Raw genomic sequence first — 25,701 nt, 5'->3', positions numbered from 1 at the left:
TCGGGTCCTTTTGGGGCGAAGGCTGTGCGATCTCTCGCACAGCCTGCATCTTGTAGCAGGCGGGACGCATCCCGTCCTTACTGAAATCAGTTCGAAGCGACCTGATAGTTCTGCGGCAGGCCTGCATACTCGTCGATCGCACCTTTCAACCACGCGTCATACGCCTCTTGGCTGACAACTTTGACAGTGATCGGCATATAGGCATGGTCTTTGCCGCACAGTTCCGAACACTGGCCGAAATAGATGCCTTCCTTTTCGGCCTCAAACCACAGCTCAGCCAGGCGTCCGGGTACACCGTCCTGCTTCACACCGAAGGACGGAATGGTCCATGAATGGATCACGTCGGACGCAGTAACTTGCATCACGATGACCTTGCCAACCGGGACAACTACCGCTGTGTCGGTGGCCAGCAGCCACTCATCGTCGCTATACCCTGCGTCTGCCAGCTTGGCCCGCATCGCGTCATCCAGGACAAACGCCGTCACGTCCGCATCGGCGGGGCGGGTACCTTCGTCCAACGTGGCCGGATGGCCAAGCAGATAGCTGTCGAATGCAAAATCGTGATCGACATACTCATATGTCCAATACCACTGGTTGCCGACAACCTTGATAACGACATCACCTTCGGGAATTTCCTGCTGCTTGAACAGAACCGGCAGAGAGAAAGCACCGATGAATACTAGAATCAGAATCGGACCCAACGTCCAGACGATCTCGACCGGAGTATAGTGCGAGAATCGCGCTGGGGTCGGGTTGACGCGTTGGTTATAACGCATGATGCAGTAAACCAGCAGGCCCGCAACGAATATGCAGATCGCGGTGATAATCACCAGAATCATATTATCCAGGCGATGAATCCCCTCGGCAAGGCTTGTGGCTGCAGGCTGGAATCCTATGCCGCCGTCAACCGGCTGACCAATAATCTCAAGCTCCTGAGCCATGGCGGGAAGGCTGGAGAGGGCTGTCATAAGCCCCGAAAGCTTTAAAGCGTTCTTCATTTTCTGTCCTGATCGTTTGATCTTTGCGTCCCTGGCGAAAAGGTGTGAATCGGCCACACCTCACCCGTTGTCTTTGGCCGCGTTAAAAACCATATTCCTGCGGGTAGATAAAGCAAAATGCTTGCGTCAAACAGACGCTATTTTTGATCTGGATCAAACTCGAAAGGTCCCAAGAGATGCCCAACGACCCGTTTCGCCCGTTTGAAAGCGCTCTTCCACATGACGAAGCGCTAGCGGTACTGCAATCCGCCACCGCCGGGGCCGAGGACGGAGAACTGTACGTTGAACGCCGGAAATCCGAGTCTCTGGTCTTTGATGACGGGCGCTTGCGGACCGCTTCTTATGACGCGTCCGAAGGTTTCGGCCTGCGCGCCGTGCAGGGCGAAGTGGCAGGCTATGCGCATTCAACGGACGTCTCGATTCCTGCCCTGAAACGGGCCGCCGAGACCGCGCGGCTGGCGGTCGGTGATGGTGGCGGAACGCTAGCTGATGCCCCCCGGGCCACCAACAAGCGCCTTTATACAGACGAAGACCCAATCGAATCTGCCAGCTTCCCCGTCAAAATCGAAACATTGCGCGAGATTGACGCCTTTGCCCGTGATCTTGATCCGCGTGTAGTACAGGTCAGCGCCACTATTGCTGCTGCGGTGCAGGAGGTTGAGATTCTACGCCCTGACGGCATTCTGGTCCGCGATGTCCGCCCCATGACCCGGTTGAATATCTCGGTCATCGTAGAACAGAACGGCCGTCGTGAGAGCGGCTCGACCGGTGGAGGTGGCCGGATCGGCCTGGACGGGCTGATCGACCCAACCGACTGGCAGGATAAAGCCCGCGAGGCCCTTCGCATCGCCATGGTCAACCTCGAGGCTGTTCCCGCCCCTGCGGGCGTGATGGAGGTCGCACTGGGCCCTGGCTGGCCCGGCATCTTGCTGCACGAAGCGATTGGCCACGGCCTTGAAGGGGATTTCAATCGCAAGGGCAGTTCCGCCTTTGCCGGGCTGATGGGTCAACAGATCGCGTCCAAAGGTGTTACGGTCGTTGATGACGGCACAATCGCAGACCGGCGCGGGTCAATCAGCGTCGATGATGAGGGCACACCCAGTTCGCGCACTGTGCTGATCGAAGACGGCATCCTGACCGGATATATGCAGGATCGCCAAAACGCCCGTCTGATGGGTGTTGCACCAACCGGGAATGGGCGGCGTCAAAGCTATGCCCATAAACCAATGCCACGGATGACAAATACAATCATGCTGGGTGGCGATGCCGATCCCGCCGCTTTGGTAGCCGATATAAAGGATGGCATCTGGGCGGTTGGCTTTGGCGGCGGCCAGGTGGATATCACCAATGGCAAGTTCGTGTTTTCCTGCACCGAGGCATACCGGGTTGAAAACGGCAAAATCGGCGCGCCGGTCAAAGGGGCAACATTGATTGGCGATGGCCCCTCTGCCCTCAAACGCGTTCGCGGGTTGGGCAACGACATGGCCTTGGATCCGGGAATGGGCACGTGTGGCAAGGATGGCCAATGGGTGCCCGTGGGCGTCGGTCAACCTACGGTCCTGATGGATGGGCTGACGATTGGAGGATCGGCGGCCTAAGTAGAATCGGTCACTGCTTCCAAAGCGCAGGGTTAACGCCCCGCTTTGGATATGCATTGATACTTTGCGGAGAGGCGTTTTCCGACTTCCGACTCGGCTGTATTTTTTGCCGTTGTTTTTCAACAACCTACGCAACTGAGACAACTGAGACTCGAAATATATCCGGAAAATTTGACGGGATTCACACGCTGTTAACCCTGGCAGCCGTAAACCAGTTCTGCAATCAGACGGAGCAACGGATGACCGAAGAGCAGCTTTCTTCCAATCACCCCACACTCCCACCCACCACGGAAGAGGATCGGTTTTCCTGGCTTCGTCTGTTGCGTTCTCGCAAAGTGGGCCCGGCGACGTTTCGGCGGCTGCTTCGCGAACATGGCTCGGCGCAGAATGCGCTGGCCGCGCTGCCGGAAATGGCACGCGCTGCCGGAATAGAAGGGTATGAAATCTGCCCGCCCGGCGTGATTGAGGCGGAACTCAAGGCCGCAAAAGCTGCCAATGCGCGGCTTTTGTGCCTAGGGTCCGCCGATTTCCCATCCGCTTTACATGATCTGAATGATGCTCCGCCAATGTTGTGGGCAATCGGTGACACCTCTCTTTTACAGCGCCCCTCGGTCGCTATGGTCGGTGCCCGCAACTGCTCATCTCTGGGCGCGCGAATGGCGCGCGGATTGGCGACCGATCTGGGAAAACAGGGGTATGTGATCGTTTCTGGCCTGGCCCGCGGGATTGATACCGCGGCGCACCTAGCCACGGTTGAAACAGGCACCATCGCCGTTATGGCGGGGGGGGTCGACGTGGTTTACCCTGCTGAAAATACCGATCTTGCCGCTGAAATCGCAGGTTCCGGGCTGCGCGTCTCAGAGCAACCCATGGGCGTCACGCCACAGGCGCGCCATTTCCCGCGTCGCAACCGGATCATCTCGGGCCTGGCAAAGGCCGTTATTGTGGTCGAAGCCGCCGCCAAATCCGGCAGCCTGATTACAGCGCGCGACGCCTTGGACCAGGGGCGCGATGTTCTGGCTGTGCCCGGACACCCGTTTGACGCGCGTGCGGCTGGCTGCAACCTGCTGATCCGCGACGGTGCTACTTTGATAAGGTCTGCAGAAGATGTGATCGAAGCGCTACCGCAGCAAGCGAACCTATTCGAACCCCAGCAAATGCTCCAAAAGAATTTACCCCGCACACCATGCTCAACCAATGACCTGGAACGCCTAATTCTGACCCGGCTCGGCCCCTCTCCTATCGCCGAAGACCAGTTGATCCGCGATGTTGAGGCAACGGCGGGTGAAATTGCCCCGGTTTTGGTCGATCTGGAACTGGACGGACGTATTCAACGCCAACCCGGGGGTCTTCTGTCATTGACCGCCTGAGTGTTGGATATCCAATCTTACACATGTATCCCATTGTAATCGCGTATAAATCCTTGCCTTCAAAGGAACGCATTGACAATTCGCTCTTGCCCTACACATCTTGCACACTCATAGAAGGCGCCAATTCCGTCGAGCGAGGTTTCCCCTTAAATGCCTGTAGTTGTTGTAGAATCCCCTGCCAAGGCCAAAACAATCAATAAATATCTTGGCCCGGACTACACGGTTCTGGCGTCTTACGGCCATGTTCGAGATCTGCCGCCCAAAGATGGCTCGGTCGATACCGAGGATGAGTTTGCGATGAAATGGGAGGTCGGGAACGACAGCCGCAAACATGTCAAAGCCATCGCCGACGCGCTGAAAGAAGACAACGCCCTGATCCTCGCCACCGACCCCGATCGTGAGGGTGAAGCGATCAGTTGGCATTTGCAGGAAGCACTGACCAAACGCCGGTCGATCAAAAAGGATACGCCTGTCAGCCGGGTGACCTTCAACGCCATCACTAAGGACGCAGTGACCGAGGCAATGCGAAACCCCCGTCAGGTGGACATGCCACTTGTCGAGGCCTATCTGGCCCGCCGTGCGCTGGATTATCTTGTGGGGTTCAACCTGTCGCCCGTCTTGTGGCGCAAACTGCCTGGTGCAAAATCCGCAGGCCGCGTGCAGTCTGTCTGCCTGCGCCTGATCGTCGAGAGAGAGATGGAAATCGAGGCGTTCAAACCGGTGGAATACTGGTCGGTGCGCGCCCTGTTCGAAACACCCCGTGGTCAGACCTATGAGGCACGCCTGGTCACACTGGCCGGTAAAAAGCTGGACAAGCACGATCTGTCCAACTCAACCCAGGCTGAACTGGCGGTGCAGGCGATCACCAGCCGCGCGCTCAGTGTCACTTCGGTCGAGGCGAAACCCGCCGCTCGAAATCCCAGCGCACCCTTCATGACCTCGACCCTGCAGCAAGAGGCCAGCCGCAAGTTCGGCATGGGTGCGCGTCACGCGATGCAAGTGGCACAGCGCTTGTATGAGGCCGGCTACATTACCTATATGCGAACCGATGGCATCGACATGGCCCCTGAGGCCGTGGCGGCTACGCGCGAGACCATCGCCGACCGCTATGGCGCGGAATATGTGCCGGACAGCCCTCGCATCTATAAGAACAAGGCAAAGAACGCGCAGGAAGCCCACGAATGCATCCGGCCTACGGATATGACCCGCGATGCCAAAGCGCTGAAGGTAACGGACGACGATCAGCGCAAGCTCTATGACCTGATCTGGAAACGCACCATTGCCTGCCAGATGGCCGCTGCCCGGCTGGAACGCACAACTGTCGAAATCGGAAGCGAAGATGGGCAGGTTGGCCTGCGCGCGACCGGTCAGGTGGTGATGTTTGACGGGTTCATGCGTGTCTATGAAGAAGGCCGCGATGATGTCGCCGATGAGGATGACAAACGCCTGCCCCAGATCATGCAGGGCGACCCTGCACGGTTCTCTAAAACCACGTTGCGGGATCAGTTCACCAAAGCGACAAGCGATGGCACGGACCGGGCCGCGAAAGAGGCCATTCTGTCAGACAATGAATCAGTTCTGGCACTGCAACATCACACTCAACCGCCGCCGCGCTATACCGAGGCGACGTTGGTCAAGCGGATGGAAGAGTTGGGGATCGGGCGACCGTCGACCTATGCCTCGATTGTCACAACGATTCAGGACCGGGAATATGTACGCAAGGACAAGAACCGGCTGATCCCCGAAGAAAAGGGGCGGATCGTCACGATTTTTCTGCTGAACTTCTTCCGTCAGTATGTCGGTTATGAATTCACCGCCAATCTGGAAGAACAGCTGGACGATGTGAGTGCAGGTGATCGGGACTATAAGGATCTGTTGGGCAAATTCTGGCGCGACTTCTCGGCCGCGATTGGCGAGACATCGGAACTGCGCATTTCCGAAGTGCTGGACAAACTGGACGAAGCACTGGCACCGCAGCTCTATCCGCCACGCGAGGATGGATCTGACCCGCGTGTCTGTCCGAAATGCGGCGCAGGCCAGTTGCACCTGAAAACTTCACGCACTGGCGGGTTCGTCGGCTGCGGCAACTATCCCGAATGCACCTATACCCGTCCTATCGCCGGTGAAGGTGCCGAGGGTGAAGAGCGCCTGCTGGGTGAAGATTCGGGTGATGATATCTGGCTGAAGACCGGCCGGTTCGGACCTTATGTTCAACGTGGAGAGCCAACGCCCGAGAACAAGAAACCTCCGCGCGCCTCGCTGCCACGTGGCTGGAGCAAGGATGATATGGATCTGGACAAGGCGCTGACATTGCTATCCCTGCCCCGCCAGATTGGTGAGCACCCCGAGGGCGGTATGATCAGCTCGAATTTCGGGCGGTTCGGACCATATCTGATGCACCAGCTGGCGGACGAGGCCAAACCGGTTTACGCAAACCTCAAAGACCCCAATGACGTGTTCGAGATCGGCATGAACCGCGCGGTCGAATTGCTTGCTGAAAAGCGCTCCAATCCGGGGCGCGGACGCCGGGCTGCGGCCAAAGCGCTGAAAGAACTGGGGGAACATCCCGATGGTGGCGCCATGCAGGTTCTGGATGGGCGCTATGGTCCATATGTGAAGTGGGAAAAGGTCAACGCGACCATTCCCAAAGACATCAAACCCGAGGACGTAACGCAGGAAATGGCCATCGAACTGGTCAATGAGCGCGCGGCCCTGAAAGGGACCAAGAAAAAGGCGGCGCCCAAGAAAAAAGCCGCCAAGAAGACAACCAAGAAGGCCGGTTAGGTAGAAATACCACCCTTCGCCCGGTTTCATTGACTTCCCCGTGACGTGACGGCACAACCTGCCCAACACCATCTCATTGGGGGAGTTTTCCATGAAGAAAATCTATGCCAATGCCAACGAAGCGCTCGATGGCGTGCTTTCGGATGGCATGTTGATCGCCGCTGGCGGGTTTGGCCTGTGCGGGATTCCCGAGCTGCTGCTTGAGGCAATCAAGACCTCGGGTGCCAAAGACCTGACCTTTGCCTCGAACAATGCGGGCGTGGACGATTTCGGTATCGGTATCCTGCTGCAAACGAAGCAGGTCAAAAAGATGATCAGTTCATATGTGGGCGAAAACGCCGAATTCATGCGTCAGTACCTCAGCGGTGAGCTTGAACTGGAATTCAACCCTCAAGGCACCCTGGCCGAACGGATGCGCGCAGGTGGTGCCGGGATCCCGGGTTTCTACACAAAAACGGGCGTAGGCACTGTTATTGCCGATGGGAAAGAACACAAAGACTTCAACGACGAGACCTATATTCTCGAAGAAGGTATTTTTGCAGATCTGGCGATTATCAAGGCGTGGAAAGCCGACGACACCGGCAATCTGGTGTTCCGCAAGACCGCCCGAAACTTCAACGTGCCCGCCGCCACTTGCGGCAAGATCTGTGTGGTCGAAGTTGAAGAGATCGTGCCCCGTGGCTCTCTGGACCCTGACATGATCCACCTACCTGGAATTTACGTGCATCGCATCATTCAGGGCAATCACGAAAAGCGCATCGAACAGCGCACCACCCGCAAGAAGGAGGACGCATAATGCCCTGGGACCGCAATCAGATGGCCGCCCGCGCAGCGCAAGAGCTCGAAGACGGCATGTATGTAAACCTCGGCATCGGTATCCCGACGCTGGTGGCAAATTATGTTGGCGACAAGGATATCACCCTGCAATCCGAAAACGGAATGCTTGGTATGGGTCCCTTTCCTTTCGAGGGCGACGAAGACCCGGACCTGATCAACGCAGGCAAGCAGACGATCACCGAACTGTCTCGGACTGCTTATTTCGACAGCGCTACGTCTTTCGCCATGATCCGGGGCGGCAAAATCGCTGCGGCAATCCTGGGTGCTATGGAAGTGGATGAAAAAGGCGATCTGGCCAACTGGATGATTCCCGGCAAGCTGGTCAAAGGCATGGGCGGCGCGATGGATTTGGTTGCAGGTGTCGGACGTGTGATCGTGGTTATGGATCACACCAACAAACACGGTGAATCGAAAGTGCTGAAAGAGTGCACCCTGCCGCTGACGGGCAAGGGTGTTGTGGATCGCATCATCACCAATTTTGGAGTTCTGGATGTGGTCGATGGCGGCCTGAAGATCGTAGAGCTCGCAGATGGTGTCAGCGAAGATGAGATGCGCGCCGCGACACAGGCGACGATTGTCGACTGATCAATTCACCTAATGGCAAGGCCCACTTCAGTGTGGGCCTTGGTCAATTAAGAGCCTGAAACACGCACCCGTCAGAAATCAACTCGGGCGGTGTCGAACACAGCGCTCGCGCCACCTGAAAAGCCGCGAGAACCTTGGGCACATAGTCCCGTGTTTCCGCATAAGGCGGTACACCACCATGTTTGCGAACCGCACCCTCGCCCGCATTATATCCGGCCAGGACCAGGATCGGGTCGTTTCCAAACTCTTCCATCAGCCAGTTCAGGTATTTCACTCCGCCCGAGATGTTCTGCCCCGGGTGAAGGCTGTCCTCGACCCCAAATCGTTTCGCGGTCGCGGGCATAAGCTGCATCAGCCCCTGCGCTCCGGCCGAACTTTCCGCCTTTTCCCGGCCTGCAGATTCAACCGAGATGACGGCCAGCACCAACGCAGGCGACACATTTGTCCCTACGGTCGAGCGTAAAATGTCGATCCCCTGCCGCTGAGCAATATTCTGAAGCGTCTGCAATCGGGGCGAGGCTACGTTTATGGCGGCAAGCGCATTTATCGAATCCTGCAAACGACCCGAACTGGCCTCATCTATCCCGGGCGAGATCTTGTCCCAGAACGCTTTATATGACCCGACGGGTTTGTTTTGCGGCGTAATTCCCGGAAGCCCCGGAGGCGTAACACGTGTCCTCGCGATAATCTCAGGAACTACGATCTCAGCCCCTGTGCTGGGCGCCGAAGGTGCTGAGGCATGTTCTGTAGGCGATATCTGAACGGTAATGCGCGGACGTTGGCCGGGTTTAGGTGCTTTGATCCGTTTATATACGCCACGCGGTTCGACTTCGTTGGCGGGGACAGACACAGGTGCCGACACCACTGCCAGCGCCAAGCCGGCGCAAGTTATTGCGTTCCGGAGATTCATTTGCCTGCCTCACGTTCTCTTTTGCGTCAATTTGAACCCCGAATCTGTCTGTAAGGCCAGAAAAACAATGTGAATTGGGGCAATTTCGCCTCATTTGGCGCCATTTTGCATCGGGTTTTATCGGTACTCGTACGAAGGGATTATTTTTATTTCTTTAATTTCAATTAGTTAATCGGAAAGCTACCAAAAAGTTAAGCTGAGGCACAAAAATTTGGGGTTTGGCCCAATTCCTGCCACGCCCAACAGGCAAACATAATGCCATACCGAGACGATCGGGAGCGGACTGAGAGACGAAGCTCTGGAAGACGCCGAGGTTCATTAGACTTATTAGATCCTTTAGGAGGGACGTAACATGATCAAGTTCATCAAGAACTTCACCACTGACGAAGACGGCGCCGTAACAGTAGACTGGGTCGTTCTGACCGCAGCTGTTGTTGGCCTGGCCGCTGTTGCTTGGACACAGGTTAGCGACGGTGTCGACGATCTGGCTGGCGACATTGACACCGCCCTGACGGGTGTTGTTGTTACTGCACCTAACGCGGGCCCAACAACCCCGTAATTATTTAGATAGAATTTTGAAGGGGGCTGCGCTCGTCAGATCGCGGCCCCCTTTTTTATAGAAAAAAGACGAGGTCCTGCGATGAAGGGTATTTCAAAATTCTTATCCGGGGAACATGGCGCAATCACCGTTGATTGGGTGGTGCTTACTGCTGCGCTGGTCGGCCTTGGACTTGTCACCGTATTCAATTTGACGGGCGGGGTACAACACGTCGATACCGAGACGGGTAACGCACTTCGCGGTATAGAGGTCTATTCTGCGAATCAGGAACAGGCATCGGAATCAGATTGATCAATCTGGCACTAAGGACACGGGCGTCAAAAAAATACTTCATTGTCCCCCTTTTCGACACAATTCTCCTGTAACCAATAGTCAGTTGAAGTCGTATTCCCTATGACGACTGACATCGCATACAAATAAATGAGGGAACGCGCATGCGTGCAGTATTTGGACTTGTCCTGATTGTTGGGGTGGCTCTGGCAGGAGGAGCTGTTTATATGGCGCGGGACTATATTTCTCAGTATCAGGCGGAATTGGCCAGAGAACGTTTGGCGGCTCAGGAAGCATTGGCAAATGTTAAGTCCGTCCCGACGGTGGACGTTCTGGTTTCGAACCGTGCTCTTAAATATGGTGAGCGTCTGGCCGCTGAAGATGTGCGGATCGTGAAATGGCCTGAGGATGCAATTCCCGAAGGAAGCTTCCTTGAAATGGCCGTCCTGTTTCCAGAGGACGCCAGTGGCGACCGCTTCGTTCTGAGGACCATGGAAAAAGACGAAGCCCTGATGGAGGTCAAAGTAACCAAACCAGGCGAGGCAGCGGGTCTGACATCACGAATCGCGAAAGGTAAGCGCGCATTTGCAATCAGCGTGGACGTTGCCTCGGGCGTATCCGGCTTCCTTCGCCCTGGGGACAGTATCGATGTTTATTGGACCGGTTCGTATGGTGGCGGAATCGATGGGTCGCGCGGTGAAATCACCCGCCTGATTCAAACCAGCATTGAGTTGATCGCTGTTGACCAGAGCGCCGGGTCCGATCTGACCGGAGCCACGATCGCGCGCACCGTTACGGTCGCTGCTACTCCAGAACAAATCGCGGCACTGGCTCAGGCTCAGAACACCGGCCGCCTGTCTTTGGCGCTGGTTGGCGTGCAAGACGACACAATCGCAAGCGCGGTCGAAGTTGACCAAAGAAAACTTCTGGGCATTAAAGATGTCGTCCCCGTGGCACCCAAAATCGCGGAAGAGGTCTGTACGGTCAAGACGCGCCGCGGTGCCGAGATCGTCGACACGGGAATAGTAACACCCTGCACAAATTAACAGAAAATCAGTGCGTTACATGACCGGGGCCGCGCGAATTGCGCGGCCCTAATTTGTTCGCATGTTGCGCATTGTCCACATAAGGAAAATTCCAGAAACCATTGATTATTGCAATAAATTCTCAATTCGCGCAGTGTTATCAGACATAAGGCAGTAGCCGCAAAAAACGAGGCGTGATCGGAGAGGCAGGTCACATGAAAAGAAGTTCCTGGATAAGCGCAGCCCTATTGGGCTTGGCGCTCGTAGTTGGCCCAGTCGGCAATGCTGCCTGGGCTGAAACACTTCGCGTGGTAAAGAAGGGTACAGCGGAAACGCTTGATGTGCCAATGAACCGCGCAATAGTTGTAGAAAGTGAGCAACCGTTTGCCGAACTCAGCATCGCCAATGCAGGCATCGCTGATATTTCGTCGCTTTCGGATCGTACTATCTATGTTTTGGGTAAGGCTCCTGGCCTGACGACCCTGACATTGTTCGACGGTGCAGGTAATCTACTTGCTAATGTTCGGGTCCGTGTGGCACCGGATGTTACCGAGTTTAAAGAACGTCTGCGCCAGATTTTGCCAACCGAGCCTATCGAAGTTCGCACCGCCAATGACGGTATCGTTCTTTCTGGCACAATTTCTAGCGCTGCCAAGTTGGCGCGGGCATTGGAGCTGGCAGAGCGCTATGCACCGGAGCGCGTATCGAACCTGATGTCGGTTGGCGGCGTTCAGCAGGTCATGCTGAAAGTGCGCTTTGCCGAGATGAATCGGTCGGTGGCTAAAAGCCTGACTGCATCGCTTGGTTTCGGCGGCAGTGATGTGACTGGCGGTATCAACACGCTGAACAATGCTGGTGCTTTGGCAAATGCCCTGAACAACAACATTCCGGCGGTACAGACGAATACCGGCGCAATTCTGTTCGGCTTTGGCGCAGGCTCCACACAGGTTCGTCTGCTGCTGGAGGCACTCGAGTCCAAAGGACTGGCGCGCAGCCTAGCAGAGCCTAACCTATCCGCACTTTCGGGTCAGGAAGCGACGTTCCTTGCAGGTGGTGAAGTTCCTATTCCGGTACCGCAGGACGACGGCGTAATTGCGATTGAATACAAAGCCTTCGGTGTTGAAATCGACTTTATCCCCCGCGTTGTGGATGGTGATCTGATCAACCTTGAAATGGCTGCTGCCGTGTCAGCTATCGATGGTTCGTCGAACTTCACCATTCAAGGTGATAATGTTCCATCTTTCATCACACGCCAGACCAGCACAACGGTTGAGCTGCGCGATGGTGAAAGCTTTGCGATCGCTGGCTTGATCCAGGATGATTTCACCGACCTGAACAGCCAGATTCCTTGGTTGGGTGACGTCCCGGTTCTTGGCGCCCTCTTCCGCAGCGCGGAATATCAGCGTCAGCAAAGTGAACTGGTGATCATCATCACAGCCCACCTTGTGTCGCCGACACGTGGTGAGGCACTGGCTCTGCCTACGGATCGGGTCAAACCACCCAGCGAATTTGATCTGTTCGTTAATGGCAAAGTCGGTCGGACTGAACGTCTGGGTGCCGGTGCAGCTTCGGAAGTCGCGAATCAGGACTTCGGTAGCTCGTACGGCTACGTCCTGGATTGATTAGGAGGATAGGACCAATGCAGAAGTGGATCATCACACTGGGTCTTTCGGTCGCTGTCGCCGCATGTACGCGTGAGGCCGGATACGAAGCCGATCAGGGCGCGTTCGGGAATGCGACACTGAACAACATTCAAGTAATGAATGGCGAACTGACATATGCCCAGATCCTGGGCCAACGGTTCGCAGCCGAAGTGCCGACCCAGATCAACTTTGATTTCAACAGCGCTCAACTGGACGAAACAGCTCAGCGAGTACTCTTGCGTCAGGCGAACTGGATCAAACAGTTCCCCGAGGCACGGTTCCGGGTCTATGGCCATACGGATGCTGTTGGATCAACGGCATACAACCAAAGCCTGGGCCAGCGGCGCGCGAATGCGGCTGTTGCGTTCCTTACGCGGCAGGGTATCTCTCGCTCGCGGTTGGAGGCGGTTGTTTCATTCGGTAAGTCTCGACCTCTCGTGGCTACGCCGGATCGAGACCGTCGCAACAGGCGCACCGTGACCGAAGTATCAGGCTTCGTTGATCGTGCACCCCAGCTACTCGATGGCAAATACGCCGCTATCGTCAATCGTGAGTACGTGGAAAGCGCGGTTTATGAATCCCAGCTGCGCCGCGAAACCGCTATTGGCGATACAAGCGAACAATAAACTGTGATTGGGCGGCATCGTCGCCCAATTCCCTACAATTGGTTCTTTTGCGCCTAATTCTTGCCTAAGTTCCAAGCCACATTTTCAACAATTGGGTGACCTGCGTCCGAAAATGGCCGCAATAGGGTGACAGCAAGCCAATCCTGTCCTCTGGGCCAGGATGGTTCGCCTACCCTTCGACGAGGATTGTGTTAATGACAAGCGCCACGCCGCAAAACGAAGAGACCGCAATTCTGGCCTGCACGATCAGTCGTGATGTCCAGAATTTCGATCTGCTTATAGAAGATATGGAAGGCGCTTTGGGTGAGCGTTGGGGCGATCTCGGCTTTGCCGAAGCCCTGACATTTTTCAACCAACCCGAGGCGAATTCACTGCAATTTGTCGCGTTGGCCATTGATGGCGAGGATGAAGACAACCTGTCACTGATGGGTGAAATCATCACACAGGCAAAAGACAAAAATATCAAAATAGTTCTGATCGCCGAGGACGTGACCCCGGCTTCGCTGCATCAGTTGTTGCGCAAGGGCGCGGACGAATTCGTCCCCTACCCTCTTCCAGAAGGTGAATTGCAAGAAGCAATCGACCGGATGAACAAACCCGAACCCGTCGCCGTTGCCCCCGGATCAGATGCCGCACGTGCAGCTGGCGACTCTAAAGAGGGTGCTTTGTTTGTGATTCAGGGACTTGCCGGTGGGGTCGGGTCGACGACTATGGCCGTCAACCTAGCTTGGGAACTGGCAACGGTCTCTGACAAAGAGGCCCCTTCGGTTTGTTTGATTGACTTGGACCTGCAATACGGAACGGTTTCGACCTATCTGGATCTTCCCCGTCGAGAAACTGTATTCGAGATGCTGTCTGATACGGCGGCAATGGATGATGACGTCTTCAACCAGGCGCTTCAGTCCTATGAGGACAAGCTGCAGGTGCTAACTGCGCCTTCGGATATGGTGCCTTTGGATCTGATTACGCAAGAAGATATCGAACGGGTGATCGAAAAGGCACGAAAGCACTTCGATTATGTGATCGTCGACATGCCAACGACATTGGTTCACTGGTCGGAAACTGTACTGCAGGCCGCCCATGTTTACTTTGCCCTGATAGAACTGGACATGCGATCGGCTCAGAACGCATTGCGCCTCAAGCGCGCTTTACAGGCCGAGGAACTACCCTTCAATAAGTTGCGTTTCGCTCTCAATCGCGCCCCGAAATTTACCGATCTGAATGGTAAGGGCCGGGTCAAGCGCATGGGTGAAAGCCTGGGTATCTCTATTGATCTTCAACTGCCGGATGGCGGCAAACCGGTGATGCAAAGCGGTGATCACGGTCTGCCATTGGCCAACGCTGCGGCCAAGAACCCACTGCGCAAGGAAATCGCAAAGCTTGCGAAGTCGCTGCACAGCCTGGGCAGCAGTAGTGCCGAAGCCGCATAACACAATCCCACAGGGAGAGCCGCCGTGTTTTCAAGATATAAAAAACCAGAAGCACAACCGGTCCAGGCACCGGCTAAATCGCCCGAGGCCACACCTGCACCTGCAGCGGAGCAAGCATCAACCGCTACTGCAGTTGCCCGGCGACCCACCCCCAAAAAGGCGGCCGAGGTTGTAGGGGCGGACAAGGAACGCAAGCGCAAAGAGCGTCTGGGCGAAATCAAGATCGAACTCCACCGCGAGCTTCTTGAAAACCTGAACCTAGCGGCCCTTGAGAAAGCTGGAGAATCCGAGCTGCGCTCGGAAATCAGTGCGATTGCCAGTGAGGTTCTGGAATCCCGCAACATCGTTCTGAACCGCGACGACCGGCAGCAGCTGAACAAAGAACTGTATGACGAAGTAACCGGTCTTGGCCCTCTCGAGACCTTGCTTCAGGACGACTCTGTCAGCGATATTCTGGTCAACGGCCCGCAGCAAATTTTCGTTGAACGGTTCGGTAAGCTAGAAATTAGCGACGTTACATTTAAAGACGAAAAGCACCTGATGCGGATCATCGACAAGATCGTATCCGCCGTGGGCCGCCGTGTTGACGAATCCAACCCCTATGTGGACGCCCGTCTGGCGGATGGCTCGCGTTTCAACGCCATGGTGCCACCGATTGCCGTTGACGGCTCGCTGGTATCCATTCGTAAGTTCAAAAAAGATAAGCTGGCCATTGATGACCTGGTGAATTTTGGTGCCTTCACCGAAGAAATGGCCGCCTATCTGCAGGCTGCTGTATCTACACGCCTGAATGTGATCGTTTCGGGCGGTACCGGTTCCGGTAAAACTACCACGCTAAACGCATTGTCCAGCTTTATCGACGACGCCGAGCGTATTCTGACCATCGAGGATACAGCGGAACTCCAGCTGCAACAGTCTCATGTTGGCCGGATGGAAAGCCGCCCGCCCAACGTCGAAGGTAAGGGTGAAGTCAGCCCCCGCGACTGTCTGAAAAACGCCCTTCGTATGCGTCCCGACCGTATCATCGTGGGTGAGACACGGGGCTCGGAAGTTATCGACATGCTACAGGCCATGAACACTGGCCATGATGGCTCGATGACAACGATCCACGCGAACTCGGCCCGAGACGGGATTTCGCGTCTTGAAAACATGATCGCGATGGCCGGGATCGAAATGCCGATCAAGGCCGTCCGTAGCCAGATCTCCAGTGCTGTGAACCTGATCGTTCAGGCAAGCCGCCTGCAGGACGGCTCGCGGCGCATGACTTCGATCACCGAAATCACTGGTATGGAAGGCGATGTGATTTCCATGCAGGAAATCTTTCGTTTTCAACGCGTTGGGTTAACACCCGACAACAAGATCATTGGCCATTTTACCGCGACAGGCGTTCGCAGCCACTACTCCGAACGCTTCCGTCTGTGGGGTTATGATCTGCCCCCTTCGATTTACGAACCAACGACTATGTAGGAGATCTTGAAATGCAACTGCCTATGGAGGCACTGATCTACGTCGCGATCTTCGTAGGCGTACTTGCGTTGGTGGAAGGAATCTATCTGGTTGCCTTCGGAAAATCCATCAGTCTGAACAGCCGCGTGAACCGCCGTCTGGACATGCTGGATAAAGGCGTCGGGCGCGAACAAGTTCTGGAACAGCTGCGCAAGGAAATGCAGCAGCATATGAAGTCCCAGAGCATTCCGCTCTATTCCCTGTTGGCGGACAAGGCTCAGAAGGCCGCCATCGCCTTCACACCCCGTCAGTTGATCCTGATTATGGTGTTGGTGACAGGCTTTGCCTTTATGGGGCTCAGTATTGCAACGGGAACGGAAACCATAATGCGGGCCGCTATTTCGGTCGCAATCGGTGTTGGCGGTGTCTATGCGTGGGTAAACAACAAGGCCAAAAAGCGTATGGCAATGCTGGAAGAACAGTTGCCAGATGCTGTGGAATTGATGGTTCGGTCGCTTCGCGTCGGGAACCCTTTTGTGTCCACCATTCAAATCGTCGCAAATGAAGTCCAGGATCCACTCGCCACTGAATTCGGGGTTATCGCTGATGAATGTGCCTATGGCCGTGACGTCGGTGAATCTCTCAAAGATCTGGCACAACGACTGGATATGCAGGATCTACGGTTTTTGGCAGTGGCCGTCGGCATCCAACAGCAATCCGGTGGTAACCTGGCCGAAATTTTGGCCGGTCTGGCCAAGGTGATCCGGGCCCGTTTTCGACTTTTCCGGCGCGTCAACGCCATCACAGCTGAGGCAAAATGGTCAGGAAAATTCCTATCTGGATTTCCACTGTTCTGCCTGGGATTCATTTTGGTGAACGACCCCGGGTACTATGACGAAGTAATGGATCACCCATGGTTCATTCCTGCCTGTTTCTTTGTCGGCATCATGCTGACACTGAACCTGATCGTCATGCGCATTCTAACCGACATCAAGGTCTGAGGACACCACCATGGAAATCCTGACCCGAATAAACGACTTTCTAACCGAGCTCCTTGGCCCCTTCGGTCCACTGATCGTGGTTGGTGTACTTGGACTGTTCATGATCTTGATCACCGTCCCCTTGATCCTGAGCCAGCCAGAAGATCCCCTGAAGAAACTGCAGCGTTCTAATGCAGCCCCTCGACAGGATAAGAAGGTCAAAAAGGACAAGCTCAGAACCAGCGGGCGAAACGAGCAGCTTGAGAAATTTGCCAACTTCCTTGAGCCACAGAATAAGGAAGAACTGTCTGCCATGCAGCTGAAACTGCGGCAGGCGGGGTACCAGTCAAAGGACGCAGTTCGGTTTTTCCACTTCGCTCAATTTTCCTTGGGCATCATCGGAATTGTGATTGGTGTTTTGCTGGTCACTGTCCTTTCCGATGGTCAGGAATTTACCGCGCAGCAGATGATAATACGAGTTCTTGTCCCTTCGGCCGCCGGGTATTTTCTGCCGCGCTATTGGATCACCCGAAGGGTCGCAGAACGGCAAGAAGCGATCACCGCAGGCTTCCCCGATACTCTTGACCTGATGCTGGTCTGTGTCGAGGCTGGCCAGTCGCTGGACCAGGCCATCGTTCGCGTCGCACGCGAAATGAAAGCCTCCTACCCTGAGATTTCGCTTGAATTTGAAGTCGTCGCCCACGAATTGAAGGCCGGTAAGGACAAGGATACGGTTCTTCGCGATTTTGGTACGCGCTGTGGCGTTCAGGATGTTAACTCATTTGTGACGGTAATGATCCAATCGGCAACATTCGGTACATCCATCGCCGAAGCCTTGCGGGTTTACGCCGGCGAGATGCGAGATAAGCGCGTGATGCGCGCCGAAGAGGCCGCTAACAAGTTGCCAACCAAAATGACACTCGCCACTATGATGCTGACGGTGCCACCGTTGCTGGTCATTCTGGTTGGACCCTCGGCCAAAGGCATCGCTGAATTCGGCGGAGGCTAATAGCCTATGAAATTGAAACCCAGGTGCATCCAAACGGGGATACGCCGCGTGTTACAGGCCACCGTGGTTCTTGCCACGGTGGCTTCTTGCACGGAAACGGGGTCCTCTGGGGATCTGGATGCACCTGGCATTGATCGTAAAGCCCCGGCCGAGGATCAGATCGCAGTTGGTAACCGGCTGATGGCTTCGGGTGAATACGAGCTTGCGTTGGATGCCTTTATCCGCGCAGCGCTCAATCAGGGAATGACAACGCAGATCCTGACCTCGATGGGGACGGCAAATCTGGGCCTTCGGAGGCTTGGACAGGCGGAAACACTGCTGCGCCGTGCGGTTGAAGATGACCCCGAATGGTCTGTCGCCTGGAACAATCTGGGTGTGTTGCTGATGGAAATCGGAGAATATCCCGAGGCCGCTCAGGTCTTTCGCCGGGCCTATGCTCTCGATAATGGCGAAAGTGACGCAATCCGGGACAATCTGCGGTTAGCTCTCGCAAAAATGGAAAATACTGATAATAATACCCCTCAAGAACAAGAATACACACTGGAGCAGCAAGGCGACGGGCAATTCATGCTGCGCAAGCTCCCGTAACATAGGCAAGAGCAGTAAGGGACGCAAAAATGCGCCAACAATTCTTGATTCCGTCTATCGCAATCTGCGGGCTGATCCTCTCAGCCTGTGAAAAAGAGTCCGAAGAAGAAAAGGTCGAGCGTACATTTCAGGAGGTGAACGTCATTGATGAAACCAACCTGAACGACGTTCTTCTGTCGGCCGCCGACCCAAACGAAGCCGTTACCTATTTCCAGGGTGCCGCCGCCAAGAACCCGGGTCGTATAGACCTGCAACGTGGACTGGCGATTTCACTGGCGCGCGCTAAACGGACGACCGAGGCAACCGCCGCCTGGAAAAAAGTCACTACGATGAGCGGTGCGACCAATGTAGACAAGATCGAATACGCAGACTCTCTGGTACGTTCCGGGAACTGGTCACAGGCCAAATCGACATTGGATTCGATCCCGCCGACTTTTGAATCTTTCAAACGCTACCGCCTGGAAGCCGTCGTCGCGGATTCGCAAAAAGACTGGAAACGCGCGGATCATTTCTATGAAACCGCCGTGGGTCTGACGACCCGCCCCGGTGGTGTAATGAACAACTGGGGATATTCCAAACTGACGCGCGGCCAGTACGACGAAGCCGAACGGTTATTCACCGAGGCCATTCGACAGGATAACTCTCTATTCACGGCAAAGAACAATCTGGTCCTCGCCCGGGCTGCACAGGGCAATTACAGCATGCCTGTCGTTCCCATGTCTCAGGTCGAACGCGCGATGTTGTTGAACACAATGGCCATCTCGGCGGTGAAACGCGGTGATGTGGCGACGGCCAAGAACCTGTTCCGCGAAGCGATCGCCACCCATCCGCAACATTATGACGAAGCCGTTCGATCCCTGCGCGCGCTTGAGGAAGCCTGATACATGCATATTCCAGCGGGTGCTGCGGCCTGGTTTTTGCCGTTCGTACTGCCGATCTGCTATTACGTAGCCTTCACCGACCTGCGTGACATGCTCATCAAGAATCACGCCGTAGTAGCACTGGCTGCGGTATTTGCGGTCATCGGTTTGTTTGTCCTGCCGCCCTGGTCGGATGGTTGGATTTCTGGCCCGTTTTCTGTGTCCCTCCCACCCTATTTGTGGCAGCTGTTACATATAGTTGTAATGCTGGTCATCGGCATTCTGCTCAACGCAGCCGGCATTATGGGAGCCGGAGACGCAAAATTCATAGCCGCGGCCTCAGCCTTTGTTTGGATGGGCGATTTCACATTGGTATTGTTGATCCTGATGTCGACCACCTTGGCGGCCTTTGTCACGCATCGATTGGCCAAACATACCGCCCTCAGAGCTATTGCCCCAGATTGGGAAAGCTGGCGTCGGGACAAACAATTTCCAATGGGTTTCGCGCTTGGTGCAACCCTGGCCATCTACCTGATACTTGGAACTGTTTACGGCTCGTAAACTATCATCAGTCCGCCTTGTCCCCGCCTTGGAACTGACACAAAGCCCGGCCAAATTTTCGTCAAAGGGCCCTTTTCAGGGCTATTGGCGTGAATACTGAATTAGACGGGCAACGCTCATGAATATGCAGACAACCTCGGTAATGGCCCCCCCTACCCCAAAGGGGTTGGGCGATATGCAGCTTCCTATTGTTATGATGCGGGATATCCTGCTGAAAACTATCTTTCGTAAAACCGTAGATACAGTTTCCGAAGTTGCCCAAGCGATCTGCTTGCCGGGTTCTGTCACACAGGAATTGATCGACCTTGCCCGCGAACAAAAGCTGCTGGAAGCAACCGGTACTTTGAACGCCAACAGCGGCAATGAGATGGGGTATCAACTGACCGATGCGGGCAAAGCGCGTGCATTGGATGCGCTGAGCCAGTCCGAATATTTCGGCGCCATGCCCGTCCCGTTGGATGTGTACCGCGAGCAGGTAAAACGCCAGTCGATCCGGAATATCCAGGTTTCCCGCGACCAGTTGACCGGGGCAATGGGCCATCTGGTTCTGCCTGACAGCCTGCTGGACCACCTTGGACCCGCGGTCAGTGCAGGCCGATCAATCCTGATGTATGGACCTCCGGGTAATGGTAAATCCTCTATCTCGAACGGTATTCGGGATGCTTTGGGCGATAATGTCTATGTCCCATATGCCATCGAATACGCTGGTCAGGTGATCACGGTGTATGACCCGATTGTACACACAGCCATCGAACAAGAAGCAGATGATCCCAATAGCTTGCGCCGCCGCAAGCGGTTTGATTCGCGCTATGTCCAATGTGAAAGACCAACTGTTGTGACTGGCGGTGAACTGTCACTCAGCATGCTCGATCTGGTTTATAACCCTACGGCGCGGACCTATCAGGCCCCGCTGCAACTGAAATCGACGGGCGGCATCTTTATCGTTGACGACCTTGGCCGTCAGCAGGAACCACCTCAGGCCCTGATCAACCGCTGGATTGTTCCACTGGAAGAGAACAAGGATATCCTTGGCCTGCAATCGGGTGAAAAATTCGAAGTGCCCTTTGACACGCTGGTCATCTTTTCGACCAACTTTCACCCCAACGAGATCTTTGACCAAGCCGCTTTGCGCCGGATCTTCTTCAAGATCAAGATTGACGGTCCGAACCAAGAAAACTTCCTGAAAATCTTCGCCATGGTGGCCCGCAAACGCGGGATGCCTCTGGACGAGGCCGCATTGGTCCATCTGCTAAAGGTCAAATACCCGACCATCGACAACATCTATGCGAACTATCAGCCGATATTCCTGATTGATCAGATGATCTCGATCTGCGAATTCGAAGGCATCCCCTATCAGATGAGCCCCGATCTGATTGAACGCGCTTGGGCCAACATGTTCGTCAAAGATGAGAAAATCGTCAAATAACCTAATGCCATTTCGCTGACGGGCCGGGTAATCTGCCTTTATGACGCAGATTCCCGCCCGGATTACTGACTGGTTTGAAGACAAAGGTTGGTCCATCCACCCGCATCAGCAGGACATGTACGACCGGGCCCTTGAACCGGCGACGTTGCTGATAGCCCCCACCGGCGGGGGCAAGACAATGGCCGGATTTCTGCCCACGCTGGCCGATCTGGCAGAGCGGGACCATGATGGCCTGCATACAATCTACGTCTCCCCTCTCAAGGCGCTGGCGGCAGATATCCGGCGAAACCTGCGTGGCCCAGCCGAGGAAATGGGCCTGGCCGTCCGGATTGAGGACCGCACCGGAGATACCTCAGCCACACAGAAAAAGCGTCAGCGGGTTGACCCACCGCAGATCCTTTTGACCACACCTGAAAGCCTGGCCCTGCTGACCTCTTACGAAGACGCCGGGCGGATGTTTCAGGGCGTGCAACGGGTGGTTGTCGATGAAATCCACGCCCTGGCCGAGAGCAAGCGTGGCGACCAGCTGATGCTGGCGCTGGCCCGTTTGCAGGGGCTCTGCCCGGACCTGCGCAGGGTGGGCCTGTCTGCAACGGTCGAAGACCCCAATGCGATTGCCCGATTTCTGGCACGTCACCCTGATCCCTGCCGGATCGTTGAGGCCGATCCTGGGCCTGACCCCGATATCCAAATGTTGGAAACGCCGGAAATGCCTCCGTGGTCGGGCGGTGGAGCGGCCTATTCCATCCCTGCCGTTCTGGACCAGATCCGGAAGCATAAGACGACGCTTATCTTTCACAACACCCGCGCACAGGCCGAGATTTTCTTTCACAACCTCTGGCTTGCCAACGAAGACGGGCTGCCGATTGGCATTCATCACGGCAGTCTGGGCAGGCAGCAACGCGAACGTGTCGAGGCCGCAATGGTTCGCGGTGAGCTGCGCGCAATCGTCTGCACAGGCAGTCTGGATCTTGGTATTGATTGGGGCGATGTCGACCTGGTCATTCAGATCGGGGCGCCCAAAAACGTCAAAAGGCTGGTTCAGCGCATCGGGCGCGCAAATCACAGATACAACGCCCCCTCCAAAGCATTGTTAGTGCCCGCAAACCGCTTCGAAGTTGTGGAATGCATAGCGGCACTTGAGGCTGTGAAAGCTCATGATCTGGACGGTGATCCCCGCGGCGCAGGTCCACGCGATGTGTTGTGTCAACATATCCTGATTGCCGCAGCATCCGGGCCATTCTTGGCCGATGACCTGTTCCGGCAAATGACCGCGGCGGGCCCCTATGCCGGGTTGACCCGAGCAGAGTTCGACGCCTGTTTGGACTTTTGTGCAACCGGGGGCTATGCGCTGCGCGCCTATGATCGGTGGCAAAGGCTGCAGCTACGGCCAGATGGTCAATGGCAGCTACGTGACCCCCGTGCTGCGCAGCGTATCCGCATGAACCTTGGCACGATTCAGGACACCGATACGTTGAAAGTCCGCCTGAAACGCAATCGAGGGGGCAAACCTCTGGGAGAGGTCGAAGAAGCCTTTGCTGCCTCGCTGACCCACGGAGATACCTTTCTGATCGGCGGCCAGATCGTGCGCTATGAGGGATTGCGCGAGATGACGGTCGAAGTCAGCCGCCGAGCGGATAAGAAGCCCAAGATCGCAACGTTTTCAGGCACCAAATTTGCGACCTCGACGCAGCTGAGCGACCGTATCCTGCGGCTGTTTGCACAGCCCGATTGGCCCCAGTTACCCGCGCATACCGCGGATTGGCTGGCCTTGCAGCGCGATATCTCGCGCCTGCCTCAGCGTGACAGGTTACTGATCGAAAGTTTCCCCAACGATGGGCGCGAAAACCTGTGTGTCTATGGTTTTGCGGGTCGCAACGCCCAGCAGACGCTGGGGCTGTTGCTGACCAAACGGATGGAAGAAACGGACCTTGCACCGCTGGGCTTTGTTGCCACCGACTATGCAACCTTGATCTGGGGGTTGGACGCGGTGATAGACCCGCGTCCGCTATTTCAGCCCGACGAGCTGCGCAACGGCTTGGAAACCTGGCTGGCGGGCAATGCCGTAATGAAGCGCACCTTTCGTGCCTCGGCCACGATTGCAGGGCTGATCGAACGGAACATGGCCGGTCAGCGCAAAAGTGGTCGGCAGGCCACGTTTTCCTCAGATATCCTCTACGATACTTTGCTGAAATACGATCCCGATCACCTTTTAATGCAGATCACCCGAGAAGAGGCCATGCGCGGTCTCGTCGATTTCGGGCGGATCGATGCACTGATCGAGCGGATCGGGGGACGTATAGATCTGATGCGATTGGATCGGGTTTCACCTCTGGCTGCACCACTGTTTCTTGAGGTTGGCAAGGTACCCGTCAAAGGTGCTGCTGAAGAACGCCTGCTGGCGGAAGAAAGCGCGCGCCTATTGCAAGAGGCTGGGCTGAAATCCTGCTAAAGCCTCTTGCGCGCGGTGGCGGAACGTCGCAAAGAACGTAACATGAACGAAGTTTCGATCTGTTTAGCCGGGCAAAATCTGCTGGCGCTTGGGTCTGGTGCCATTTGGTGGCCCGACAAAAGCGTGCTTTGCGTGTCCGATCTGCATCTGGGTAAATCCGAGCGTTTGGCGCGCCGGGGCGGCACGACATTACCCCCCTATGACAGCCAGGACACCCTGGCCCGATTGGCCGCAGATATCGAGCGCACGCAGCCTGACATCGTTATTTGCCTTGGGGATAGTTTTGATGATCTTGATGCCCTAAACGCCTTGAGTGTGCCCGACAGGCTGCAGATTACGGCGATGCAGGCCGGTCGCCGCTGGGTCTGGATCGAAGGAAACCATGACCCCGGCCCGGTAGATCTGGGCGGAAGCCATCTGGCCGAATATGCGGTTGACCCTCTGGTCTTTCGTCATATTGCGCAACCCAAGGGCAAGGCTGAGGTTTCGGGACACTACCACCCCAAGGCGCGCGTGCGGGTTCGCGGTCGTTCCATCACCCGCCCCGCCTTCCTGATGGATCAGGCGCGTCTGATCCTGCCTGCCTATGGGACTTATACTGGTGGGCTCTTTAGCTCGGATCACGTTCTGGACGCCTTGATGAGCGATCAGGCAATGGCGATCTTGACAGGGAAAGTCCCGCAAATGATCCCAATGCCCAGATAGGGCGTCTCAGATCAGGCCATCTTCTTCTAGGAACGGACGGTATTTCCTGCTGACCGGAACAAGCTCGTCGTTCTTCAGGCGCAACATGGTCTTGCCACCCTTACGTTCGACCCCAGCAATGGCGTCATCGACAACCCAATGCGATCGGTGCGTGCAATGGCCCGGTATAGGTTCCATTTCCTCTATGGCGTCGGTAAAACGCGACCGGATCGTAAACGTGCCCTCAGAAGTCACCACATCCACATAGTGGTCTTGGACCGTCAGGCGATAGACCCGACCCTGAAAGGATCCCGGCAACCGCTTGTACATGCGCGGCAGCGGAATTTCAGCATATTCGGATTGAGGTTTCGATGCCTCACGCCGCACCAGGATCAAGCCCACCGACAGCAAGGCGCCATAAGATGTTACGGATAACATATCCGGGCACGGCAGTCCGTTGGCCGAAAACAGCAACCAGACCATCAACCAAAGGCTTGGAACGAAAAGGACGAAAACCAAAGATATCAGCACAAGGTCGCGCCCAGAAAACTCGGTCTCAGCGAACAACCTGCGCAACAGTCTTCTTGCGACGCAGGTCACCCCTAGCGCCAGCCCCATCACCCCGATCCAGAAGGCCAAGCGCCAAGGAAAGGTTACTTCGATGGCCTGAAATGGTTGGAATACGAAGGACAATAGCAGAAGGAAAACCAGCCCGGCAATCAACCGGTACCCTACTATTTCGGCGAAAACTGGGCGCAGTTTCGTGAACATAAACACTCGACAACAACTCTCCGGGTCCAGCCAATACTACCGGGGACTTGCCATATTACAACGTAACCGGCTGGAATAGAAAGTTTATCACCAATACAGGCACATTCAATGCCCGTAATCTCACACTTAGTTTACATATTAACAAATTTTAGGCCGGGGAGTACCCCGGCCCTGAAAATCTACATGCACGACTGTCCGCTATGGGTCACACAGTCAGGCCTTCTGGTTCTGGGAGTTTGTTTGCGCGGCATGCGGCGGTCAGGGTGTTGGCCAGCAGGCATGCGATTGT

Annotated in this window: 23 protein-coding genes; 20 read left to right on the top strand and 3 right to left on the bottom strand. The window is 55.6% G+C overall.

Features of this window, described 5'->3' with window-relative positions; all coding sequences use genetic code 11:
* Window positions 1-86: 86 nt before the first annotated feature.
* Complete coding sequence (gene coxB / locus AC2FH6_RS19455) at window positions 87-998, bottom strand: cytochrome c oxidase subunit II (RefSeq protein ID WP_142637990.1); 912 nt, start codon at window positions 996-998, stop codon at window positions 87-89.
* A 176-nt stretch (window positions 999-1,174) separates the two neighbouring features.
* Here coxB and tldD point away from each other — a divergent pair, with 176 nt between their 5' ends.
* The 5 genes from tldD (at window position 1,175) to AC2FH6_RS19430 (ending at window position 8,172) form a co-directional block, all read left to right on the top strand.
* Entirely contained in the window at window positions 1,175-2,596 is a 1,422-nt protein-coding gene (tldD, locus tag AC2FH6_RS19450; protein WP_142637988.1) for a metalloprotease TldD, read from the top strand.
* Window positions 2,597-2,835: 239 nt separating this feature from the next.
* On the top strand, window positions 2,836-3,966 hold the full coding sequence (gene dprA / locus AC2FH6_RS19445) for a DNA-processing protein DprA (RefSeq protein ID WP_271950505.1): 1,131 nt from the start codon (window positions 2,836-2,838) through the stop codon (window positions 3,964-3,966).
* A 150-nt stretch (window positions 3,967-4,116) separates the two neighbouring features.
* Window positions 4,117-6,750 carry a type I DNA topoisomerase gene (gene topA / locus AC2FH6_RS19440; protein WP_281995759.1) on the top strand — a complete coding sequence of 878 codons (2,634 nt, stop codon included), beginning with the start codon at window positions 4,117-4,119 and terminating at the stop codon, window positions 6,748-6,750.
* A gap of 91 nt (window positions 6,751-6,841) precedes the next feature.
* Window positions 6,842-7,546 (top strand): CoA transferase subunit A, encoded by a 705-nt coding sequence (locus AC2FH6_RS19435; protein WP_281973275.1) that lies wholly within the window; start codon window positions 6,842-6,844, stop codon window positions 7,544-7,546.
* On the top strand, window positions 7,546-8,172 hold the full coding sequence (locus tag AC2FH6_RS19430; protein ID WP_142637980.1) for a 3-oxoacid CoA-transferase subunit B: 627 nt from the start codon (window positions 7,546-7,548) through the stop codon (window positions 8,170-8,172). The genes AC2FH6_RS19435 and AC2FH6_RS19430 overlap by 1 nt, the downstream gene beginning before the upstream one ends.
* Window positions 8,173-8,215: 43 nt before the next feature.
* Here the strand turns inward: AC2FH6_RS19430 and AC2FH6_RS19425 are convergent, their stop codons facing one another.
* Entirely contained in the window at window positions 8,216-9,082 is an 867-nt protein-coding gene (locus AC2FH6_RS19425) for a lytic transglycosylase domain-containing protein (RefSeq protein WP_496703308.1), read from the bottom strand.
* A 352-nt stretch (window positions 9,083-9,434) separates the two neighbouring features.
* Here AC2FH6_RS19425 and AC2FH6_RS19420 point away from each other — a divergent pair, with 352 nt between their 5' ends.
* The 15 genes from AC2FH6_RS19420 (at window position 9,435) to pdeM (ending at window position 24,662) form a co-directional block, all read left to right on the top strand.
* Window positions 9,435-9,641, top strand: a complete 207-nt coding sequence (locus AC2FH6_RS19420) for a hypothetical protein (RefSeq protein ID WP_142637976.1) — start codon at window positions 9,435-9,437, stop codon at window positions 9,639-9,641.
* A gap of 81 nt (window positions 9,642-9,722) precedes the next feature.
* Window positions 9,723-9,932: a hypothetical protein gene (locus AC2FH6_RS19415; RefSeq protein ID WP_142637974.1), complete on the top strand. Its 210-nt coding sequence runs from the start codon at window positions 9,723-9,725 to the stop codon at window positions 9,930-9,932.
* Between the two features lie 143 nt (window positions 9,933-10,075).
* Window positions 10,076-10,957, top strand: coding sequence for a Flp pilus assembly protein CpaB (cpaB, locus tag AC2FH6_RS19410; RefSeq protein ID WP_142637972.1), 882 nt, complete (start codon window positions 10,076-10,078; stop codon window positions 10,955-10,957).
* A gap of 194 nt (window positions 10,958-11,151) precedes the next feature.
* Window positions 11,152-12,558, top strand: a complete 1,407-nt coding sequence (locus AC2FH6_RS19405; RefSeq protein WP_142637970.1) for a type II and III secretion system protein family protein — start codon at window positions 11,152-11,154, stop codon at window positions 12,556-12,558.
* Window positions 12,559-12,575: 17 nt separating this feature from the next.
* Window positions 12,576-13,205 (top strand): OmpA family protein, encoded by a 630-nt coding sequence (locus AC2FH6_RS19400; RefSeq protein WP_282027744.1) that lies wholly within the window; start codon window positions 12,576-12,578, stop codon window positions 13,203-13,205.
* A gap of 194 nt (window positions 13,206-13,399) precedes the next feature.
* Complete coding sequence (locus tag AC2FH6_RS19395) at window positions 13,400-14,635, top strand: CpaE/TadZ family protein (RefSeq protein WP_281973278.1); 1,236 nt, start codon at window positions 13,400-13,402, stop codon at window positions 14,633-14,635.
* 24 nt (window positions 14,636-14,659) lie between these two features.
* On the top strand, window positions 14,660-16,102 hold the full coding sequence (locus AC2FH6_RS19390; RefSeq protein WP_282022130.1) for a TadA family conjugal transfer-associated ATPase: 1,443 nt from the start codon (window positions 14,660-14,662) through the stop codon (window positions 16,100-16,102).
* A gap of 11 nt (window positions 16,103-16,113) precedes the next feature.
* Window positions 16,114-17,082 (top strand): type II secretion system F family protein, encoded by a 969-nt coding sequence (locus tag AC2FH6_RS19385; protein ID WP_142637962.1) that lies wholly within the window; start codon window positions 16,114-16,116, stop codon window positions 17,080-17,082.
* A gap of 10 nt (window positions 17,083-17,092) precedes the next feature.
* The gene (locus tag AC2FH6_RS19380) at window positions 17,093-18,070 is read left to right on the top strand and encodes a type II secretion system F family protein (protein ID WP_282022131.1); all 978 of its coding nucleotides are present in this window, start codon (window positions 17,093-17,095) and stop codon (window positions 18,068-18,070) included.
* A gap of 6 nt (window positions 18,071-18,076) precedes the next feature.
* Entirely contained in the window at window positions 18,077-18,658 is a 582-nt protein-coding gene (locus tag AC2FH6_RS19375) for a tetratricopeptide repeat protein (protein ID WP_185956705.1), read from the top strand.
* Between the two features lie 29 nt (window positions 18,659-18,687).
* Window positions 18,688-19,539, top strand: a complete 852-nt coding sequence (locus AC2FH6_RS19370; protein ID WP_496692898.1) for a tetratricopeptide repeat protein — start codon at window positions 18,688-18,690, stop codon at window positions 19,537-19,539.
* A 3-nt stretch (window positions 19,540-19,542) separates the two neighbouring features.
* On the top strand, window positions 19,543-20,079 hold the full coding sequence (locus AC2FH6_RS19365) for a prepilin peptidase (protein WP_281973279.1): 537 nt from the start codon (window positions 19,543-19,545) through the stop codon (window positions 20,077-20,079).
* A gap of 118 nt (window positions 20,080-20,197) precedes the next feature.
* Window positions 20,198-21,505, top strand: coding sequence for a DUF8689 domain-containing protein (locus AC2FH6_RS19360; protein ID WP_142637954.1), 1,308 nt, complete (start codon window positions 20,198-20,200; stop codon window positions 21,503-21,505).
* A gap of 40 nt (window positions 21,506-21,545) precedes the next feature.
* Window positions 21,546-23,957, top strand: a complete 2,412-nt coding sequence (locus tag AC2FH6_RS19355) for a ligase-associated DNA damage response DEXH box helicase (RefSeq protein ID WP_496703996.1) — start codon at window positions 21,546-21,548, stop codon at window positions 23,955-23,957.
* A gap of 42 nt (window positions 23,958-23,999) precedes the next feature.
* Complete coding sequence (gene pdeM / locus AC2FH6_RS19350) at window positions 24,000-24,662, top strand: ligase-associated DNA damage response endonuclease PdeM (protein ID WP_496703300.1); 663 nt, start codon at window positions 24,000-24,002, stop codon at window positions 24,660-24,662.
* A 6-nt stretch (window positions 24,663-24,668) separates the two neighbouring features.
* Here pdeM and AC2FH6_RS19345 read toward each other — a convergent pair whose 3' ends face one another.
* Window positions 24,669-25,412: a LytTR family DNA-binding domain-containing protein gene (locus AC2FH6_RS19345; RefSeq protein ID WP_496692901.1), complete on the bottom strand. Its 744-nt coding sequence runs from the start codon at window positions 25,410-25,412 to the stop codon at window positions 24,669-24,671.
* Window positions 25,413-25,701: the final 289 nt, after the last annotated feature.

This window comes from Ruegeria sp. CDSC045, assembly GCF_059610725.1.
Note: the sequence above shows the minus strand (reverse complement) of the source record. Positions and strands in the feature narration are given on the sequence as shown.

What these genes read in the sequence shown, in the direction of transcription:
- coxB (WP_142637990.1), bottom strand. Translation starts at nt 998, where the DNA reads ATGAAGAACGCTTTAAAGCTTTCGGGGCTTATGACAGCCCTCTCCAGC.
- tldD (WP_142637988.1), top strand. Translation starts at nt 1,175, where the DNA reads ATGCCCAACGACCCGTTTCGCCCGTTTGAAAGCGCTCTTCCACATGAC.
- dprA (WP_271950505.1), top strand. Translation starts at nt 2,836, where the DNA reads ATGACCGAAGAGCAGCTTTCTTCCAATCACCCCACACTCCCACCCACC.
- topA (WP_281995759.1), top strand. Translation starts at nt 4,117, where the DNA reads ATGCCTGTAGTTGTTGTAGAATCCCCTGCCAAGGCCAAAACAATCAAT.
- AC2FH6_RS19435 (WP_281973275.1), top strand. Translation starts at nt 6,842, where the DNA reads ATGAAGAAAATCTATGCCAATGCCAACGAAGCGCTCGATGGCGTGCTT.
- AC2FH6_RS19430 (WP_142637980.1), top strand. Translation starts at nt 7,546, where the DNA reads ATGCCCTGGGACCGCAATCAGATGGCCGCCCGCGCAGCGCAAGAGCTC.
- AC2FH6_RS19425 (WP_496703308.1), bottom strand. Translation starts at nt 9,082, where the DNA reads ATGAATCTCCGGAACGCAATAACTTGCGCCGGCTTGGCGCTGGCAGTG.
- AC2FH6_RS19420 (WP_142637976.1), top strand. Translation starts at nt 9,435, where the DNA reads ATGATCAAGTTCATCAAGAACTTCACCACTGACGAAGACGGCGCCGTA.
- AC2FH6_RS19415 (WP_142637974.1), top strand. Translation starts at nt 9,723, where the DNA reads ATGAAGGGTATTTCAAAATTCTTATCCGGGGAACATGGCGCAATCACC.
- cpaB (WP_142637972.1), top strand. Translation starts at nt 10,076, where the DNA reads ATGCGTGCAGTATTTGGACTTGTCCTGATTGTTGGGGTGGCTCTGGCA.
- AC2FH6_RS19405 (WP_142637970.1), top strand. Translation starts at nt 11,152, where the DNA reads ATGAAAAGAAGTTCCTGGATAAGCGCAGCCCTATTGGGCTTGGCGCTC.
- AC2FH6_RS19400 (WP_282027744.1), top strand. Translation starts at nt 12,576, where the DNA reads ATGCAGAAGTGGATCATCACACTGGGTCTTTCGGTCGCTGTCGCCGCA.
- AC2FH6_RS19395 (WP_281973278.1), top strand. Translation starts at nt 13,400, where the DNA reads ATGACAAGCGCCACGCCGCAAAACGAAGAGACCGCAATTCTGGCCTGC.
- AC2FH6_RS19385 (WP_142637962.1), top strand. Translation starts at nt 16,114, where the DNA reads ATGCAACTGCCTATGGAGGCACTGATCTACGTCGCGATCTTCGTAGGC.
- AC2FH6_RS19380 (WP_282022131.1), top strand. Translation starts at nt 17,093, where the DNA reads ATGGAAATCCTGACCCGAATAAACGACTTTCTAACCGAGCTCCTTGGC.
- AC2FH6_RS19375 (WP_185956705.1), top strand. Translation starts at nt 18,077, where the DNA reads ATGAAATTGAAACCCAGGTGCATCCAAACGGGGATACGCCGCGTGTTA.
- AC2FH6_RS19370 (WP_496692898.1), top strand. Translation starts at nt 18,688, where the DNA reads ATGCGCCAACAATTCTTGATTCCGTCTATCGCAATCTGCGGGCTGATC.
- AC2FH6_RS19365 (WP_281973279.1), top strand. Translation starts at nt 19,543, where the DNA reads ATGCATATTCCAGCGGGTGCTGCGGCCTGGTTTTTGCCGTTCGTACTG.
- AC2FH6_RS19360 (WP_142637954.1), top strand. Translation starts at nt 20,198, where the DNA reads ATGAATATGCAGACAACCTCGGTAATGGCCCCCCCTACCCCAAAGGGG.
- AC2FH6_RS19355 (WP_496703996.1), top strand. Translation starts at nt 21,546, where the DNA reads ATGACGCAGATTCCCGCCCGGATTACTGACTGGTTTGAAGACAAAGGT.
- pdeM (WP_496703300.1), top strand. Translation starts at nt 24,000, where the DNA reads ATGAACGAAGTTTCGATCTGTTTAGCCGGGCAAAATCTGCTGGCGCTT.
- AC2FH6_RS19345 (WP_496692901.1), bottom strand. Translation starts at nt 25,412, where the DNA reads ATGTTCACGAAACTGCGCCCAGTTTTCGCCGAAATAGTAGGGTACCGG.